Source organism: Nocardia sp. NPDC049190, from assembly GCF_040648115.1.
Classification (GTDB): Bacteria; Actinomycetota; Actinomycetes; order Mycobacteriales; family Mycobacteriaceae; genus Nocardia.
Genome location: NZ_JBEZDE010000005.1, coordinates 13,247 through 28,550, shown reverse-complemented (window position 1 = coordinate 28,550; position 15,304 = coordinate 13,247). Strand labels below are relative to the sequence as shown.

15 protein-coding genes are annotated in these 15,304 nt (G+C 68.6%); 11 read left to right on the top strand and 4 right to left on the bottom strand.

The features are described from left to right. Positions 1 to 2 precede the first annotated feature (2 nt). Positions 3 to 353: a hypothetical protein gene (locus tag AB0B25_RS06860; RefSeq protein ID WP_357175844.1), complete on the top strand. Its 351-nt coding sequence runs from the start codon at positions 3 to 5 to the stop codon at positions 351 to 353. A gap of 10 nt (positions 354 to 363) precedes the next feature. Here the strand turns inward: AB0B25_RS06860 and AB0B25_RS06855 are convergent, their stop codons facing one another. Continuing rightward, complete coding sequence (locus AB0B25_RS06855) at positions 364 to 1,221, bottom strand: hypothetical protein (RefSeq protein ID WP_357175841.1); 858 nt, start codon at positions 1,219 to 1,221, stop codon at positions 364 to 366. Positions 1,222 to 1,257: 36 nt separating this feature from the next. On the opposite strand from AB0B25_RS06855, the gene glmS reads away from it, so the two are divergent. After that, positions 1,258 to 3,141, top strand: a complete 1,884-nt coding sequence (glmS, locus tag AB0B25_RS06850) for a glutamine--fructose-6-phosphate transaminase (isomerizing) (RefSeq protein WP_357175838.1) — start codon at positions 1,258 to 1,260, stop codon at positions 3,139 to 3,141. 167 nt (positions 3,142 to 3,308) lie between these two features. Here the strand turns inward: glmS and AB0B25_RS06845 are convergent, their stop codons facing one another. After that, positions 3,309 to 4,505 (bottom strand): MFS transporter, encoded by a 1,197-nt coding sequence (locus AB0B25_RS06845; RefSeq protein WP_357175835.1) that lies wholly within the window; start codon positions 4,503 to 4,505, stop codon positions 3,309 to 3,311. A gap of 138 nt (positions 4,506 to 4,643) precedes the next feature. Here AB0B25_RS06845 and AB0B25_RS06840 point away from each other — a divergent pair, with 138 nt between their 5' ends. Beyond that, on the top strand, positions 4,644 to 5,126 hold the full coding sequence (locus AB0B25_RS06840; RefSeq protein WP_357073863.1) for a MarR family transcriptional regulator: 483 nt from the start codon (positions 4,644 to 4,646) through the stop codon (positions 5,124 to 5,126). Between the two features lie 133 nt (positions 5,127 to 5,259). Here the strand turns inward: AB0B25_RS06840 and AB0B25_RS06835 are convergent, their stop codons facing one another. Further along, positions 5,260 to 5,685, bottom strand: a complete 426-nt coding sequence (locus AB0B25_RS06835) for a cupredoxin family copper-binding protein (RefSeq protein ID WP_357175833.1) — start codon at positions 5,683 to 5,685, stop codon at positions 5,260 to 5,262. A gap of 173 nt (positions 5,686 to 5,858) precedes the next feature. Between AB0B25_RS06835 and AB0B25_RS06830 the strand changes: the two genes are divergently transcribed. From AB0B25_RS06830 to tsaD, 7 genes are all read left to right on the top strand, one after another. Then, positions 5,859 to 7,307, top strand: coding sequence for an NAD(P)H-hydrate dehydratase (locus AB0B25_RS06830; RefSeq protein WP_357175831.1), 1,449 nt, complete (start codon positions 5,859 to 5,861; stop codon positions 7,305 to 7,307). A gap of 422 nt (positions 7,308 to 7,729) precedes the next feature. Next, a complete protein-coding gene (alr, locus tag AB0B25_RS06825; protein ID WP_357176031.1) occupies positions 7,730 to 8,830 on the top strand; it encodes an alanine racemase in 1,101 nt (366 codons plus the stop codon). Next, complete coding sequence (locus tag AB0B25_RS06820) at positions 8,827 to 9,915, top strand: alpha/beta hydrolase (protein WP_357175829.1); 1,089 nt, start codon at positions 8,827 to 8,829, stop codon at positions 9,913 to 9,915. Before alr ends, AB0B25_RS06820 begins: the two co-directional genes overlap by 4 nt. Continuing rightward, a complete protein-coding gene (gene tsaE, locus AB0B25_RS06815; protein WP_357175826.1) occupies positions 9,908 to 10,360 on the top strand; it encodes a tRNA (adenosine(37)-N6)-threonylcarbamoyltransferase complex ATPase subunit type 1 TsaE in 453 nt (150 codons plus the stop codon). Before AB0B25_RS06820 ends, tsaE begins: the two co-directional genes overlap by 8 nt. 55 nt (positions 10,361 to 10,415) lie before the next feature. After that, entirely contained in the window at positions 10,416 to 11,135 is a 720-nt protein-coding gene (tsaB, locus tag AB0B25_RS06810; RefSeq protein WP_357175823.1) for a tRNA (adenosine(37)-N6)-threonylcarbamoyltransferase complex dimerization subunit type 1 TsaB, read from the top strand. A 5-nt stretch (positions 11,136 to 11,140) separates the two neighbouring features. Continuing rightward, positions 11,141 to 11,650 (top strand): ribosomal protein S18-alanine N-acetyltransferase, encoded by a 510-nt coding sequence (rimI, locus tag AB0B25_RS06805; protein WP_357175820.1) that lies wholly within the window; start codon positions 11,141 to 11,143, stop codon positions 11,648 to 11,650. Beyond that, positions 11,647 to 12,690: a tRNA (adenosine(37)-N6)-threonylcarbamoyltransferase complex transferase subunit TsaD gene (gene tsaD / locus AB0B25_RS06800; protein WP_357175819.1), complete on the top strand. Its 1,044-nt coding sequence runs from the start codon at positions 11,647 to 11,649 to the stop codon at positions 12,688 to 12,690. The genes rimI and tsaD overlap by 4 nt, the downstream gene beginning before the upstream one ends. Positions 12,691 to 12,779: 89 nt before the next feature. Here tsaD and AB0B25_RS06795 read toward each other — a convergent pair whose 3' ends face one another. Further along, entirely contained in the window at positions 12,780 to 14,300 is a 1,521-nt protein-coding gene (locus AB0B25_RS06795) for an Hsp70 family protein (protein WP_357175816.1), read from the bottom strand. A 590-nt stretch (positions 14,301 to 14,890) separates the two neighbouring features. Here AB0B25_RS06795 and groES point away from each other — a divergent pair. Further along, positions 14,891 to 15,190, top strand: a complete 300-nt coding sequence (groES, locus tag AB0B25_RS06790) for a co-chaperone GroES (protein ID WP_014981824.1) — start codon at positions 14,891 to 14,893, stop codon at positions 15,188 to 15,190. Positions 15,191 to 15,304: the final 114 nt, after the last annotated feature.

Below are 15,304 nucleotides of genomic sequence, written 5' to 3'. Positions count from 1 at the left end.
GCATGGTGAACTACGCCGAGGAGGCGCGGCGACTCGCCGAGGAGAATCAGCGACGGATGACGATCCTGATCGACGAACTTCAGGAGATCAACGAGCGGTCGACGGCGAGTGGGCGTGAATTCGCCGACAACCTGGCGGCCGACATGGACCGCTTCAGGCAGGAACATGCCGGCGATTCGGCGGACTCTCGTGCCCAGGACGAGGTGACCGAGCGGCTGGCGGCCGAGGCACGCGAACACCGCGAAGCCATTGCGCGGTCGATGACCGCCCGCAAGGCGAACCAGTCGGTTGCGCCGGTCGACGACGAGGACGAAGAGGCGAAGTTCTATCAGCGCGAAAGTTGGCTGATCTGACCTGCCTTCATCACCGCCGGAGCAACGCGGCCAACTGACCGACCTTCAGCTTCGGCGGTTTCTCCTCATGGGGAACGTCGGGGTCGATGACCTCGGTGTGCGGAATGGTCGCTTCGGGATCAGCGAAATCCTGGTAGGTCTTGTCACCAGCCAGCGTGGCGAGCAAGTAGCCGGCGAGCAACGCGCGGGCTCTGCGTGCGGTCTTCGGCTCGTGTTTGGCCACGCCGACCGCGGCGAGTAGGCGGCGCCCCTCGATGATGCCGTTCTGCGAGGCCTCGTCGATGGCGCGCAGGATCATCCCGCCGCCCCAGGAGCTGGCCAGCGGGATGGCGTTGGAGCTGACCGACGTGATGTCGGTGGCGCCGGCCAGGATGAGCGCCGGAATATCGAGGTCGGATGCGAGACCTTCGGCGGCCGGCGCCGTCGGCGCGGGGAACAGCGCCGCGACGGCCGCGACCTGACGCCGGCTCGCGGTGATGACGGCGGCGCCCGCGCCCATGCCGTGCCCGACCAGAGCGAGGCGTTCGGGGTGCACGCTGATCGCGCCGTCGCCGAGACGGACCCCGGTGCAGATGTCGAGGGTGGTGAGCAGGTCGGTGGCCAGGTCGAGATGTGACGGGATCGGCCCGCGCTCGGTATCCGGGGCCGCGGCCACAATTCCCCAGGAAGCGAGGTGTTCGAGCAGGCCACGATAGTGGTTTGCGCCGGTCAGCCAGCCGTGTCCGAACGCGACGGCGGGCAGGTTCAGCCCGGACTCGGGCGTGAACACCACCCCTGGCTGGCCGGCGACGGCCAGGTTGCCGCGCAGTACCCGATGCGGGCCACGGCTGGTCAGGGTGCTCAGTAGCGATTTCACGGACGCCGACACGACGAGAACGTTATCCGATAAGTAGTGTGGTGAGCCATGTGCGGAATCGTGGGGTACGTCGGGTACCGAGACGCGCTCGGCGTCGTCGTTGACGCGTTGCGCCGCATGGAATATCGCGGCTACGACTCCGCGGGCGTGGCGATCCTGGATGGCGCGGGCGCGCTTGCGGTGGAACGTAAGGCAGGTCGACTGGCCAATTTGGAAGCCGAGCTGTCGGAAGCAGGGGCCGACCGCTTTGTCGGCACCACCGGCATGGGGCACACCCGCTGGGCGACGCATGGCGCGCCGACCGATCGCAACGCGCACCCGCACTGCGACGACAGCGGCAAGGTCGCGGTGGTGCACAACGGCATCATCGAGAACTTCGCCCCGCTACGGCGCGAACTGGAGGGCGCCGGGGTCGAACTGCGCAGCGACACCGACACCGAGGTCGCCGTGCACCTGGTGGCCCGCGCCTATGCCGCGGGGCCGACCGAGGGCGACTTCGCGGCAAGCGCGCTGGCGGTGCTGCGGCGGCTGGAGGGCGCGTTCACCCTGGTCTTCACGCATGCGGACCACCCAGGCACGATCGTGGCCGCGCGGCGCTCCACTCCGCTGGTGGTGGGGGTCGGCAAAGGCGAGATGTTCATCGCCTCCGACGTCACGGCCTTCATCGAGCACACTCGGGAGGCAGTCGAACTCGGCCAGGACCAGGCCGTGGTGATCACTTCGGAGAGCTACCAGGTCACCGACTTCGCGGGCGCCGACGCGAGCGCGCGGACCCGCCCGTTCACCATCGACTGGGATCTGGCCGCCGCCGAAAAGGGCGGTCACGACTACTTCATGCTCAAGGAGATCGAAGAGCAGCCCACTGCCGTCGCCGACACCCTGATCGGGCATTTCAGCACCGATCAGGAAGGCTCGGGCCGGATCGTGCTGGACGAGCAGCGCCTGGCCGACCAGGAGCTGCGCGACTTCGACAAGGTGTTCGTCGTCGCCTGCGGCAGTGCCTACCACTCCGGTTTGCTCGCCAAATATGCGATCGAGCACTGGACCAGGCTGCCCGTCGAGGTCGAGCTGGCCAGTGAATTCCGTTACCGTGACCCGGTTCTGGACCGCTCCACCCTGGTGGTGGCGATCTCCCAGTCCGGCGAGACCGCCGACACGCTGGAGGCGGTGCGCCACGCCAAAGAGCAGAAGGCGCGCGTCCTGGCGATCTGCAACACCAACGGCGCGCAGATTCCCCGCGAGTCCGACGCAGTGCTCTACACCAGGGCCGGACCGGAGATCGGTGTCGCCTCCACCAAGGCGTTCCTGGCGCAGGTCACGGCGAATTACCTGGTCGGGCTGGCCTTGGCGCAGGCACGCGGCACCAAGTACCCGGACGAGGTAGCCCGTGAGTTCGCCGAACTCGAGGCGATGCCGCGACTGGTGGAGCGGGTGCTGGAGACGGCGCCGCAGGTGCGGGCCATCGCGCGCGAGCTGGCGCACGTGCCGACCGTACTGTTCCTGGGCCGGCACGTCGGCTACCCGGTGGCGCTGGAAGGTGCGCTCAAGCTGAAGGAACTCGCGTATATGCACGCCGAGGGCTTCGCGGCGGGTGAGCTCAAGCACGGACCGATCGCGCTGATCGAGGAGGGGTTGCCGGTGATCGTGGTGATGCCCTCCCCGAAGGGCCGTACCGTGCTGCACTCCAAGCTGCTGAGCAATATCCGCGAGATCCAGGCCCGTGGTGCGCGCACGATCGTGATCGCCGAGGAAGACGACGACACGGTCCGCCCGTTCGCCGACGATCTCATCGAGATCCCCACGGCCCCAACCCTGTTTCAGCCCCTGCTGTCGACGGTCCCACTCCAGATCTTCGCCGCCGAGGTGGCCCAGGCTCGCGGCTACGACGTGGACAAACCCCGCAACCTGGCGAAGTCCGTCACAGTCGAGTGACGTGCCCGGGCAGCCTCGGATCCCGGTGATCCGCGGCTGCCGCACGGCCACGGGGCACCAGGCTGTGGCCAAGCGTACGAACAACTCTCGGCGGGGTCGCAGTCTCGCGCCCTGGGCGGGTGAGTTGCGGCCTCAGCGGGAGTTGTTCATCACCGAGGCCGGATCGACTATGAGCGTGCGGTGGCCAAGGGGTCGGCGGGGGTGGCCGGCTCGATCGTCGCGGCACGGCGTTCGAGGGCGCCGGAGAGAATGGCGAGGGCCAACGCGACCAGGACCAGGGCTGCGCCGACCCAGTTGGGGGAGGTGTACCCGAAGCCCGCGGCGATGACCAGGCCACCGAGCCAGGCGGCCACGGCGTTGCCGAGGTTGAAGGCGCCGATGTTGACGGCCGAGGCCAGCGTGGGCGCGCCGGCCGCCTGATCGAGTACGCGCTTCTGCAGCGGCGGGACGGTGGCGAAGCCGAGCGCGCCGATCAGGACGATCGTGATCGCGGCGGTGAACTTGTTGTGGGCGGTGACGGTGAACAGCGCGAGCACGATCGCGAGTCCGCCAAGGGTGAGGTAGAGCATCGGCATCAGGTGACGGTCGGCGAACGTGCCGCCGATCAGGTTTCCTGCGAAGAAGCCGAGACCGAACAGGACGAGCAGCCAGGTGACCGAGCTGTCCGCATACCCGGTGACTTCGGTCATCATCGGTGCGAGATAGGTGATCGCGGCGAATACGCCGCCGAAGCCGAGCACGGTCATGGCCATCGCGAGCAGCACCTGCGGGTTGCCGAACACCGAGAGTTCGGTGCGCAGCCGGGCGTTCGGCGGTGCGGGCTGCTCTGGCACCAGCATGGTGACACCGAGTAGGCCGATCAGGCCGACCAACGCCACCATCAGGAAGGTCAGCCGCCAGCCGAAGTGTTGGCCGAGCAGCGTCCCCAGCGGCACTCCGACCATGGTGGCGACGGTGAGGCCGGTGAACATGATCGCAATCGCGCCGGCCCGCCGATCGGGGCCGACCACGTTGCCCGCGACCACCGCGCCGATGCCGAAGAACGCGCCGTGCGCCAGCGACGCCACGATCCGACCGGTCAGCATCATCCCGAAGGTCGGCGCCATGGCCGACAGCACGTTACCCGCGACGAGCAGCGCCAACATGCCGAGCAACATGCGCTTGCGCGATACGCGGGTGCCGAGCCCGGTCATCAACGGCGCGCCCACCACGACGCCGAGCGCGTACCCGGTGACCAACAGTCCCGCGGTGGGGATGGACACCGCGTAGGTGTCGGCGATGTCGGGCAGTAACCCGACGATGACGAATTCGGTGGTCCCGATTCCGAATGCCCCGAGGGTGAGGGCGAGGAGTGCGAGGGGCATGAGCGGAGCCTCCACATAATGTTGCGTGAGATCTTTACAGGCGTTGACAATAGTTGCAGGCGCGTTATAACTGCAAGCGCGGGCTATTGTGAATCTCATCTATCCTGGAGGGAAGATCTCCGACACCGAAGGAACGCCATGACCGCGGATGCCGCCCTGACCGGTTTGGCCGATGGTTGGTACGCACTGTCGCTGCTGCACGACCGGATCGAGGCGCACATCGAACGAGCGCTGCAGTCCGGCCACGGTCTGAGCGTGCGCGAGTACTCGCTGCTGGTGGTCCTCAGCCGTCAGCATGACGGGCCGGGTGGGCACCTCCGGATGAATCAGGTCGCCGACGCCGTGGTGTTGAGCCAGAGTGCCACCACCCGCCTGGTCTCCCGGCTCGAAGACCGTGGCCTGCTCGAGCGCTACCTGTGCCAGGACGACCGTCGCGGTATCTACACCGATGTGACCCCGATCGGGCTCACCCTGCTCGAACAGGCGCGCCCCACCCACGACGACGCCCTCGCGGGCGCCCTCGGACAGGCCGCCGCCGACTCCGAGTTGGCTCCTCTTGTCGCCGCCATCGAGGCACTGAACACCCGCGGGATGCGAACCTGCGAGTACCGCCCGGTCTGATACAGCGCGCGGCGCCGTCGTCTCGGAGGTGTGCGGATCTCCCGTGCCAGCTGTACGGCCGCTCGGCTACTCGCGGCGGACCGCCACTCCGACCAGGATCGGCCGACTCGGTGCTATTCGGTGTTATTCGGTGCTATTCGACGGTGACCGACCCGCGCATCTCCGGGTGCAGTGAGCAGAGGTAGCGGAAGGTGCCCGGGGTGGTGAAGGTGTGACTCCACTGGCCCCTGTCGAAGATCGGGCTGTTGATGCCCATCGCCTTGTCACCGATGCCCTGCACGGTGTGCGGGACCTTGTCGTCGAACTTCCAGGTGACCGTGTCGCCGATCTTCACCGTGACCTCGGCGGGGGTGAACTTCATGTCGTCGACCGTGACGGTCGCGGCGGAGTTCCGCGCGCCTGCCGGCGGGGATGTCGTGGCGACCGGAGGTGGGCGTTTGTTCGTGGTCGTCGCGTCCGTGCCGGAATTGTCCGCACCGCATCCGGACAACAACAGCGCACCGATGGCGAAACCCGTGACGACCCAGGTCGGCCTTGCGCGGCGGTGGGCGATCGACATGCCCGCCAAGCGTAGTCTGCCGCTGTGGCGAACCGACTCGGTGGCGCAGGCACTACGGACGGGCGGCCGTCGACCGGACGGCGCGAACCGAGATCGACGCAGTGCCCGTACCGGCGGTCGGCTCATACCGACCGATCTGCTCGGCGCGGGCAAGACCGACGGAGGGAGCAGTAATGTCCACGCAGCGGGGCTATTTCACCGCCGACGAGGTGCGCACGGCCGAAGCCGAGTTGTTCACCCGTGTTCCGGATGGTGTCCCCATGCGACGTGCGGCATACGGTCTGGCCACCGTCGTCGCGGCGGAACTGCGGGCGCGCACCGGCGGTATCGCGGGACGTGCGGTGACGCTACTGGTCGGGTCCGGCGACAACGGCGGCGATGCGCTGTGGGCCGGTTCGATGCTGCGCCGCCGGGGTGTCGCGGTCACCGCCGTGCTGTTGAACCCGGAGCGGGCGCACGCGAAAGGACTTGCCGCACTGTGCTCAACCGGCGGCCGGATCGGTGACGAGGTCGGTGATCCCGACGTGGTGATCGACGGCATCGTCGGCATCTCGGGCCGTGGTCCGTTGCGGCCGCGCGCCGCGGAACTCGTTGCGGCGCTGGACGCACCGATCGTCGCGGCCGACTTGCCCAGTGGCGTCGACCCGGACACCGGAGCGATCGAAGGCCCGGCCGTCCGCGCGGCGGTCACGGTCGCCTTCGGAGCCTACAAACCCGTGCATGCTCTCGCTGCGCCGCACTGCGGCCGAATCGAGCTGGTCCCCATCGGGTTACGGCTTCCGGAGCCGAATCTCGCCGCGCTGGAATACGCGTCGATCGGCGCCGCGTGGCCGGTCCCCGGGCCCGCCGACAACAAGTACACCCAGGGCGTCACCGGCGTCTGCGCGGGCAGCGCGACCTATCCGGGTGCGGCGGTGCTGTGCACGGGCGCCGCGGTCACCGCGACATCGGGCATGGTGCGATACGCCGGTGCCGGAGCGAACGAGGTACTGCGGCACTGCCCGGAAGTCATCGCCACCCAGCGGGTTTCCGAGGCGGGTCGGGTCCAGTCCTGGATCGTCGGTCCCGGCGCGGGCACCGACGCCGACGCCCGAGAGCGTTTGGCCTACCTGCTGTCCACCGATCTCCCGGTTGTCGTCGACGCCGACGGTTTGACGCTGCTGGCCGCCGACCCGGCGTTGGTTCGCGCGCGCACGGCCCCGACCGTCCTGACGCCGCACGCGGGCGAGTTCGCTCGCCTCACCGGTCACGACGTCGGCGCGGACCGGGTGGCCGCGGTGCGCGATCTGGCCGAAGCGTGGCGGGTCACCGTCCTGCTGAAGGGCCGTGCCACGCTGATCGCCGCACCGGGCGGCCCCGTCCTGGTCAATGAGGCAGGCGGGTCCTGGGCCGCCACCGCGGGCGCCGGAGACGTGCTCTCGGGTATCATCGGGGCCCTGCTCGCCGCCGGCCGAGACCCCGCGTGGTCCGCCGCGGCCGCGGCGCGCGCCCACTCGCTGGCCGCCAACCTCGCCGCCACCGCGGACCACTCGGTCGGCGCCCCCATCTCGGCTCTACCGCTGCTCGACCACCTCCGCCCGGCCATCCATATCCTGCGCGCCCTCGCCCATCCACCATCGTGAGCCGGGTCACTCCATCCGATCGAACTGACCGCCGCCGGTAGACCCGAGAGGCGCCGATCGACTGATCACCGCGACACCCCGGCGATCTCCCTCCGCGCCCCGGCCCCGGGACCAGCCCAGCAACCCACTCCGGCACGCCCATACACTCGACGGAAACCAACGCAACAACTGATTCCGAAGGCACATGGGTAACTCGTCGGGTACGCGCGTAACTGAAGTGGGGTCGACGCAGGACCTGTCGAAGAATCTCGCGTCTGTCGACTGGTATGGCCTGAAGACCCGGAGAGGCGGGGGAGCACATGGGTAACTCGTCGGGTACGCGCGTAACCGAAGCGGGGTCGACGCAGGACGGGTCCGAGAATCCGGTGTCATCCGACCGGTACGGCCTGGACAGTCGGAACGGTGGGGGAGCGCAGGTGGAGATGGTCGTCGACCTGGATGCCATCGCCCACAACGTGCGGATCCTTCGGGAGCACGCCAGTGGTGCCGCAGTGATGGCGGTGGTGAAGGCGGACGGCTACAACCATGGCGCGGTCGAGGTGGCGCGCGCGGCATTGGCGGCGGGGGCGGCCGAACTGGCTGTCACCACGGTGGCAGAGGCGGTGCAGTTGCGTACGGCCGGGATCACTGCGCCAATCCTGTGTTGGCTCAACAACTCCGATGCGAATTTCACGGCCGCGGTCGCCGCGGACATCGAGATCGGCATCTGTTCACCAGCTCATTTGCGGGCGGTCGCCGCGGCGGCCCGCGGTATGGGCCGCACCGCGACGGTCAGTGTCAAGGTCGACACCGGCCTGAATCGAAACGGTGTGTCGCAGGCCGAATACCCGCAGGTGCTGACGGCCCTGCGCACTTTGGTCGACGAGCAGGTGGTGCGTTTCCGCGCGATCTTCTCCCATCTCGCGCATGCCGACGAGCCGGAGCACCGCAACACCGACGTGCAGCACGCCCGATTCCTGACCGCGATCGCGGTGGCCAAGGAGCATGGATTGGAGCCAGAGTTGGTGCATCTCGCCAACTCGGCCGCCACCCTCACCCGTCCTGACCTGGCATTCGACCTGGTGCGTCCAGGTATCGCGATGTATGGCCTTTCCCCGATACCCGACCTCGGCGATTTCGGTCTCCGCCCGGCGATGACCTTCCAGGCCCGGGTAGCCCTGGTCAAGCAGGTCGAGGCGGGGGAAGGCGTTTCGTATGGGCACCAGTGGATCGCGCCGCACGACACCACTGTGGCGCTGATCCCCGCGGGCTACGCCGACGGCGTGTTCCGGCCCTTGAGCGGCCGTTTCGACGTATGGCTCGGTGGCGCCCGCCGCAGAAGCGTCGGCCGGGTGTGCATGGACCAGTTCGTCGTCGACCTCGGCGACAATGCCGCCGGTGTCCGGGAAGGCGACATCGCGGTCCTGTTCGGCGCCGAACTGCACGCCCAGGAGTGGGCGGACCTGCTGGGCACCATCCACTACGAGGTGGTGACCTCGCCGCGGGGCCGGGTCGCTCGACGATTCGTCGGCGGTGCCCGGTGAGACGTCCGCGGGTCACCGTGGTGCGTGGCGGGCTGGCCACGGTCGGTGTAGTCGCCGCGATGGCCGGTGTGCACGCGTTGCGCCACGTCGGGTCGCGCGTGCTGTGGCCCGCACGCGGCGACGACTATCGCGACGAGAATTTCGCCCTCATCGACCAGGACCGTCCTGGCACGGTGCTCACCGAGGATGGCGTTCGCCTGGCCACCCGCGAATGCGGTCCGGCAGACGCGCCGGTGACGGTGGTCTTCGTACACGGCTTCTGCAACAGCATGGGATCTTTCCACTTCCAGCGCCGTGACCTGGAAAAGCGCTGGGGGGCGCGGGTGCGCATGGTGCTGTTCGATCTGCGCGGGCACGGACGCTCGGATACGCCCGACTCCGCGAGCTGCACCATCGCCCAGCTCGGGCGTGACCTCATCACCGTGCTGGAGTCCGCGGCGGCGACCGGGCCTGTCGTGCTGGTCGGGCATTCGCTGGGCGGGATGGCGGTGCTCGCCGCGGCCGCCCGGTTTCCGGAGTTGTTCGCGGCCAGGGTGATCGGGATCGCACTACTGTCGACCGCCGCCGCCGAGGTGGCCACGACGGGCATCGCCCAGCTACTGCGCAACCCGGCGATCGACGGTTTCCGGCTTGCCGTGCGCACCGCGCCCGCGCTGGTGCAGGCGGGCCGCGTGACCGCGCGCCACGTGATCGCGCCATTCCTGCATGTCAGCTCGTTCCACGGCCAGGTGAGCCCGACCTTGTCGCGCTACACGACGATGATGATCGATCGAACGCCGGTCGAGACCGTCGTCAAGTTCCTCGAAGCGATCGAGCTGCACGACGAGTCGGCGGCGCTGCCCACCTTGGCGGACACGCCGGTCCTGGTGCTCGGCGGTGTGCACGATCTGGTCATTCCCTGGCGCAATTCCCGCGCGCTGGCCGCCGCGTTGCCCAATAGTGAACTCGTTCGACTGGCACACGCGGCGCACATGCCGCATCTTCAGTTCCCGGATGTCGTCAACGCCGCACTGGACCGGTTGCTCGTGCGGGCCGGTGTGATCGAATCGGCGCCGCGCGGTGAATCGGAGGTGGCCGATGGCTGAACCGCGGCAACGGATTCTGCCCACGGTCGCCGACACCGAGGCGCTCGGCCGCGAACTCGCGGCAGATCTGCGCGCCGGCGACCTGGTGGTGCTGGACGGCCCGCTCGGCGCCGGCAAGACTGCGCTCACCCGTGGGATCGCCGCGGGTCTCGGCGTGCAGGGCCGGGTCAGCTCGCCGACTTTCATCATCGCCCGCCAGCACCGCGCCGGTTGGCGGGCGGACGCGCCGGCGGTGCCGATGGTGCACGTCGACGCCTATCGGCTCGGCGGCGACCTGGATGAACTCGACGCGCTGGATCTGGACACGGATCTGCATCAGGCCGTCGTCGTGGTGGAGTGGGGCCGCGGTGTGGTGGAACACCTCGCGGATCGGCACCTGCGCGTGCGGTTGTCGCGTGAACCGGATTCGGACGTGCGCACCGCGATCTGGGAATGGGTTCATTAACCACGTGGTAGCTCTGCGTCGGCCGCAGCTACCACCCGGTATCGTTGACCCAATCATGCTTGTACTAGCCGTCGACACCGCGACACCCGCCGTGACTGCGGGACTGGTGGAACTGGAGCAGGGGGTTGACGCGGGTACTCCTGTCCGGATGCGCACCGTCGCCTCCAGGGTGCGGGTCGACCCTCGCGCGCATGCGGAGGTGCTCACTCCGCAGATCCTCGAATGCCTTACCGAGGCAGGTCGTTCCAGAACCGACATCGCCGCGCTCGTGGTCGGCGTCGGTCCCGGCCCGTTCACCGGCCTTCGGGTCGGCATGGCGACCGCGGCCGCGTTCGGTGACGCACTCGGCATACCGGTGTACGGCGTCTGCAGTCTCGACGCGATCGCCGCGGACGCCGCGCTCGATCCGGCCCTGCGGCCCGCGGCGGCCGAACTCCGGCCGGCCGGCGAGCTACTCGTGGTGACCGACGCCCGCAGGCGCGAGGTGTACTGGGCGCGGTATCGCGACGGCGCACGCACTGCGGGCCCAGAGGTGTGCAAGCCCACCGACCTGGACGCGGGGCAGGCCACGGCGATCGCCGGATCCGCTTCGCACGTCGACTTCTTCGATCTTCCCGTGCTTCCGGCCGAGACGCCCTCGCCCGCCGGTCTGGTGCGCGTCGCGGCAGTCGACGTGTGCGCACGCGCGGTGCCCGATCCGTTGGTTCCGCTGTACCTGCGCAGGCCGGACGCCGTCGAGAATGCCTATCGCACCCTCGACCGGACGAGAGCGTGATGCCGATGAGTTTTCGAATCGAGCCGATGGTGGTCGCGGATATCGAGCGCTGTGTCGAATTGGAGCAGCTGCTGTTCCCGGAGGACGACCCCTGGCATGCGATCTCGTTCCAGTCGGAACTGGCCGGCTCGCACAACCGCTACATCACCGCTCGGGACGACGGGCGAATGGTCGGCTACGCGGGCATCGCCTTGCTGGGTGATGCCGAACACCCCGAGGCCGAGGTGCACACCATCGGCGTCGACCCGGGTTGTCATCGGACGGGCGTCGGCACGCTTCTGCTGGAGGCCTTGCTCGCCGAGGCGGGCAGGCGCGGTGGACCTGTATTCCTCGAGGTCCGTACCGACAACGCGCCCGCGATCGCGCTGTACGCCAAGCACGGCTTCCACATCATCGGGTTGCGCAAGAACTACTATCACCCCAGCGGTGCGGACGCGTACACGATGCGCCGTCCCGCACTGACCGCCGAGGGCCGGGAGTGGCGCGCGAACACGCCGAACGAGGTGCTCTCGTGATCATCATGGGAATCGAGAGTTCGTGCGACGAAACCGGTGTCGGCATCGTGCGCAGACACCCCGACGGCAGCTGCGAACTTCTCGCCGACGAGGTCGCTTCCAGCGTCGACCAGCATGCGCGCTTCGGCGGTGTCGTTCCCGAAATCGCCTCGCGGGCGCATCTCGAGGCGATCGTGCCCGCCATGCGCCGCGCGCTGTCCGCGGCGGGTATCGCGAAACCGGACGCGCTGGCCGTGACCATCGGGCCGGGGCTGGCCGGTGCGCTACTGGTCGGCGTCGCGGCAGCGAAGGCGTATGCCGCGGCGTGGGATGTGCCCTTCTACGCGCTCAACCACCTCGGCGGGCATGTCGCCGTGGACACCCTCGAGCACGGGCCGATGCCGCCTTGTGTCGCGCTGCTGGTCTCCGGCGGACACACGCACCTGTTGCACGTGACGAATCTGGCCGAGCCGATCGTCGAATTGGGCAGTACCGTCGACGACGCGGCGGGCGAGGCGTTCGACAAGGTCGCGCGCCTGCTCGGACTCGGCTTCCCCGGGGGCCCTGCGCTCGATGCCGTCGCGGCGACGGGTGAGCCACGCGCGATCGCGTTCCCGCGCGGCATGACCGGACCGCGCGACCCGCGCTACGACTTCTCTTTCTCCGGTGTCAAGACCGCGGTCGCCCGCTATGTCGAGGCCGCGCAGCGCGGCGGCATCGCCACCGCGGATCTGCCGATCGCCGATATCGCGGCATCGTTCCAGGAGTCGGTCGCGGATGTGCTGACCATGAAGGCGGTGCGCGCGGCCCAGGACGTCGGGGTCGACACACTGGTGCTGGGCGGCGGCGCGACGGCCAACTCGCGGATTCGCTCGATGGCCGAGGAACGATGCGCGGCGGCCGGTATGACCCTTCGCGTGCCCAAGCCTCGGCTGTGCACGGATAACGGTGTGATGATCGCCGCACTCGGCGCGCATGTTGTCGCGGGGGGCGCTGAGCCGTCGGCGCTGACGGTGGCCACCGATCCTGGTTTGCCGGTGTCGGTCAGTGTGGTGCACTGACCTGGGTCGCAGGTCTGCCGAAGGTCGACCTGCCGGCACGCCGAATCATGGCGTAGGTCACCGAATTCCGGACGGCCGGCCAACCGAGGTCAGTTGACCCCGGTCAGCTGTCCCCGGCCGGCGTTCGGAGTTCCCGCCGAGCCGGAGTTCACGCGCGGCGGAAAGGGGATACGCGACTGTGCGGGGAGCTGGGGTGGCGCCTGACCTGGGGTAACGCTCGGGCCGATCTGCGATGGCGTCCCGTTCTGTCCCAGCCCGGACGAACCGCCTTGCGGCGCATCCGGATGGCCGAACAGCGGACCGAGGAGCTCGGGGAACGGGATCAGCGGGAGGTTCGGATCGGGACGCAGCGTGGGTTGGGTCGGCATGGTCGACGGACCAACGGTTGCGCCCGGCCCGTGTTGCGGTGTCGTGGTCACAATGACGCCACCGGTACTGCTGTCTTGATTGCGGACGCCGCCGATGCCTGTTCCGCCCGGCGGTGGGACGGGCGCCGGCATGGTCGGCAGCTGCGCGGTACTCGTCGTGCCCGCGGGGGAGACCTCATCGTCCGAGGTAGGCGCGAACGTCTTCACGCCGTACCCGATGATCAGGCCGACGACCACGATCGCGCCGGCCAGCGTGCCGATCACCTTGGTGAATGTCCCGGCGGGTGCATCGCTGCCCAGCGCGACAACCGGGAATACCGACGGCTGCACCGAGTCGGCCACCAGTGCTGCGCCTTTCGCGGTCACGGCCTCGGGGTCGGGCACGGTGCACACCGGCATGTCCAGCGCGGTGGTGAGCGTGTCCAGCACGGCGGGAATGTTGGCGCCGCCGCCGATCACCGCGACGGCCTGCGGGAACTTGGGCGCTCGGTCGAATGCGGCCGCGACGAATACCGCCATGCGGCGCAGTAGGTCGGCGATCAGATCCTCGAAGTCGGTCCTGGTCAGCTTCAGCGGCCGGCCGGCGACGTGGTCGATGGTGACGGCGGGCGCGATGGACAGGTGCTCCTTGGCGGCCCGGCCCCGGTTGGTCAGCATGTCGCGGCTCGGGCGGGTGCCGCGCCGGGCGAAGTGCAGGTCCACCAGATGGTGGTAGATGAGGTCATCGATGGCGTTGCCGCTGATCGCCGAGATACGTTCGGATCGCAGCAGCGTGCCCTCGGCCTGGTCGGCGATGGTGACGGTGAGGCCGGACGCGCCGAGATCGATGATGGCGACCGTGTCGTAGCGGTCGAGCAACCCGGTGTGGCGCAGATAGGTGAGCGCCGCGGTGCCCTCCGGAACCAGCCGCAGTTCGCGCTGCTTGCCGGTTGCCGAGCGGATGATCTGGGCCTGCTCCTTGGTGCGGTACGCGACGGCCACGCTGGTCGGTGGGCGGCTGATCGCGGAAACGAGGTCGCGAGGCGCGCCCGCGGAACGGGCGCCGATCGGCGGGATGACCTCGCGCGGAAGTTGGGTGGTCATCAGCTCGATCGAGGAGGCCACCAGATCGCCGAGATCGGAATGGGCCGCGTCGGCGGAGACGACGCGGTAGTCGAAGCTCTGCGCGCCGTTCGACGCGGTGGTGACCAACGCCGAGCACACGACCTCGGCCCCGGCCGAAATGCCGAGGGATGTTCGCATGTTCACCTCCCTTCGAGCGGATGGTCATGGTGTCGCAGACCATCTCGAATGGACTGCCGAATCGTCGCGTGGGTAACGCGCGATCCGGACCGGGGATCGGACCGGCCCCTCGTCCGGGTGGGTCTCGGTGACCGGCCATAGATCACTTGTGGCTTGCTCTCTGGTGCAACGGGTGGTGCGACGATCGTGCTGTGACGCTGCGAATTTCGCTGACGTCGCGGTGTACCGCTACGCAGCCACGACGTCGACGACCGAGGACGAACGACGTGACCGAACAGCGACCGTCGCCAATAGTGTCACAATCCGTTATCCGAACGTTACAGATTTCCCGAGCCGATGGGAAGTCCCGAGCATCGTGGGCGAGCCTCGTGTCAAAGTTGGCACCGCCGGACCTTGAGCGCTGGCACTCTCATGTATAGAGTGCTAGTCGGCACTGTGTGTAGTGCTTGTGCCAGCAGTTCGACTTCTGAGCAGGGGTCCCGGCACCCGCGACGACGGGGCTATGCGCAGGGTCGGCATCGTGACCGAACCGACGAGTCCGGAACAACAGTTCCGGACGACCGAAATCCCCTGAAAGTGGAGGGCTCAACGTGGCGAGCGTGAACATCAAGCCGCTCGAGGACAAGATCCTCGTCCAGGCCAACGAGGCCGAGACGACGACGGCCTCCGGCCTGGTCATCCCCGACACGGCGAAAGAGAAGCCGCAGGAGGGCACCGTCATCGCCGTCGGCGAAGGACGCGTCACCGACAAGGGTGATCGCATCCCGGTCGACGTCAAGGAGGGTGACACCGTCATCTACAGCAAGTACGGCGGCACCGAGATCAAGTACCAGGGCGAGGAATACCTCATCCTGTCGGCGCGCGACGTGCTGGCCGTCGTCACCAAGTAGCCGATCAGGCACGCATGCGTTCCGCCCCGGTGTCTTTCGTGACCCGGGGCGGAGTGCGTTGGCCGGCGCCTTCGTCGTAATGCCTGGCGTGGTTTCGGTAACGCCAGGAGCGCC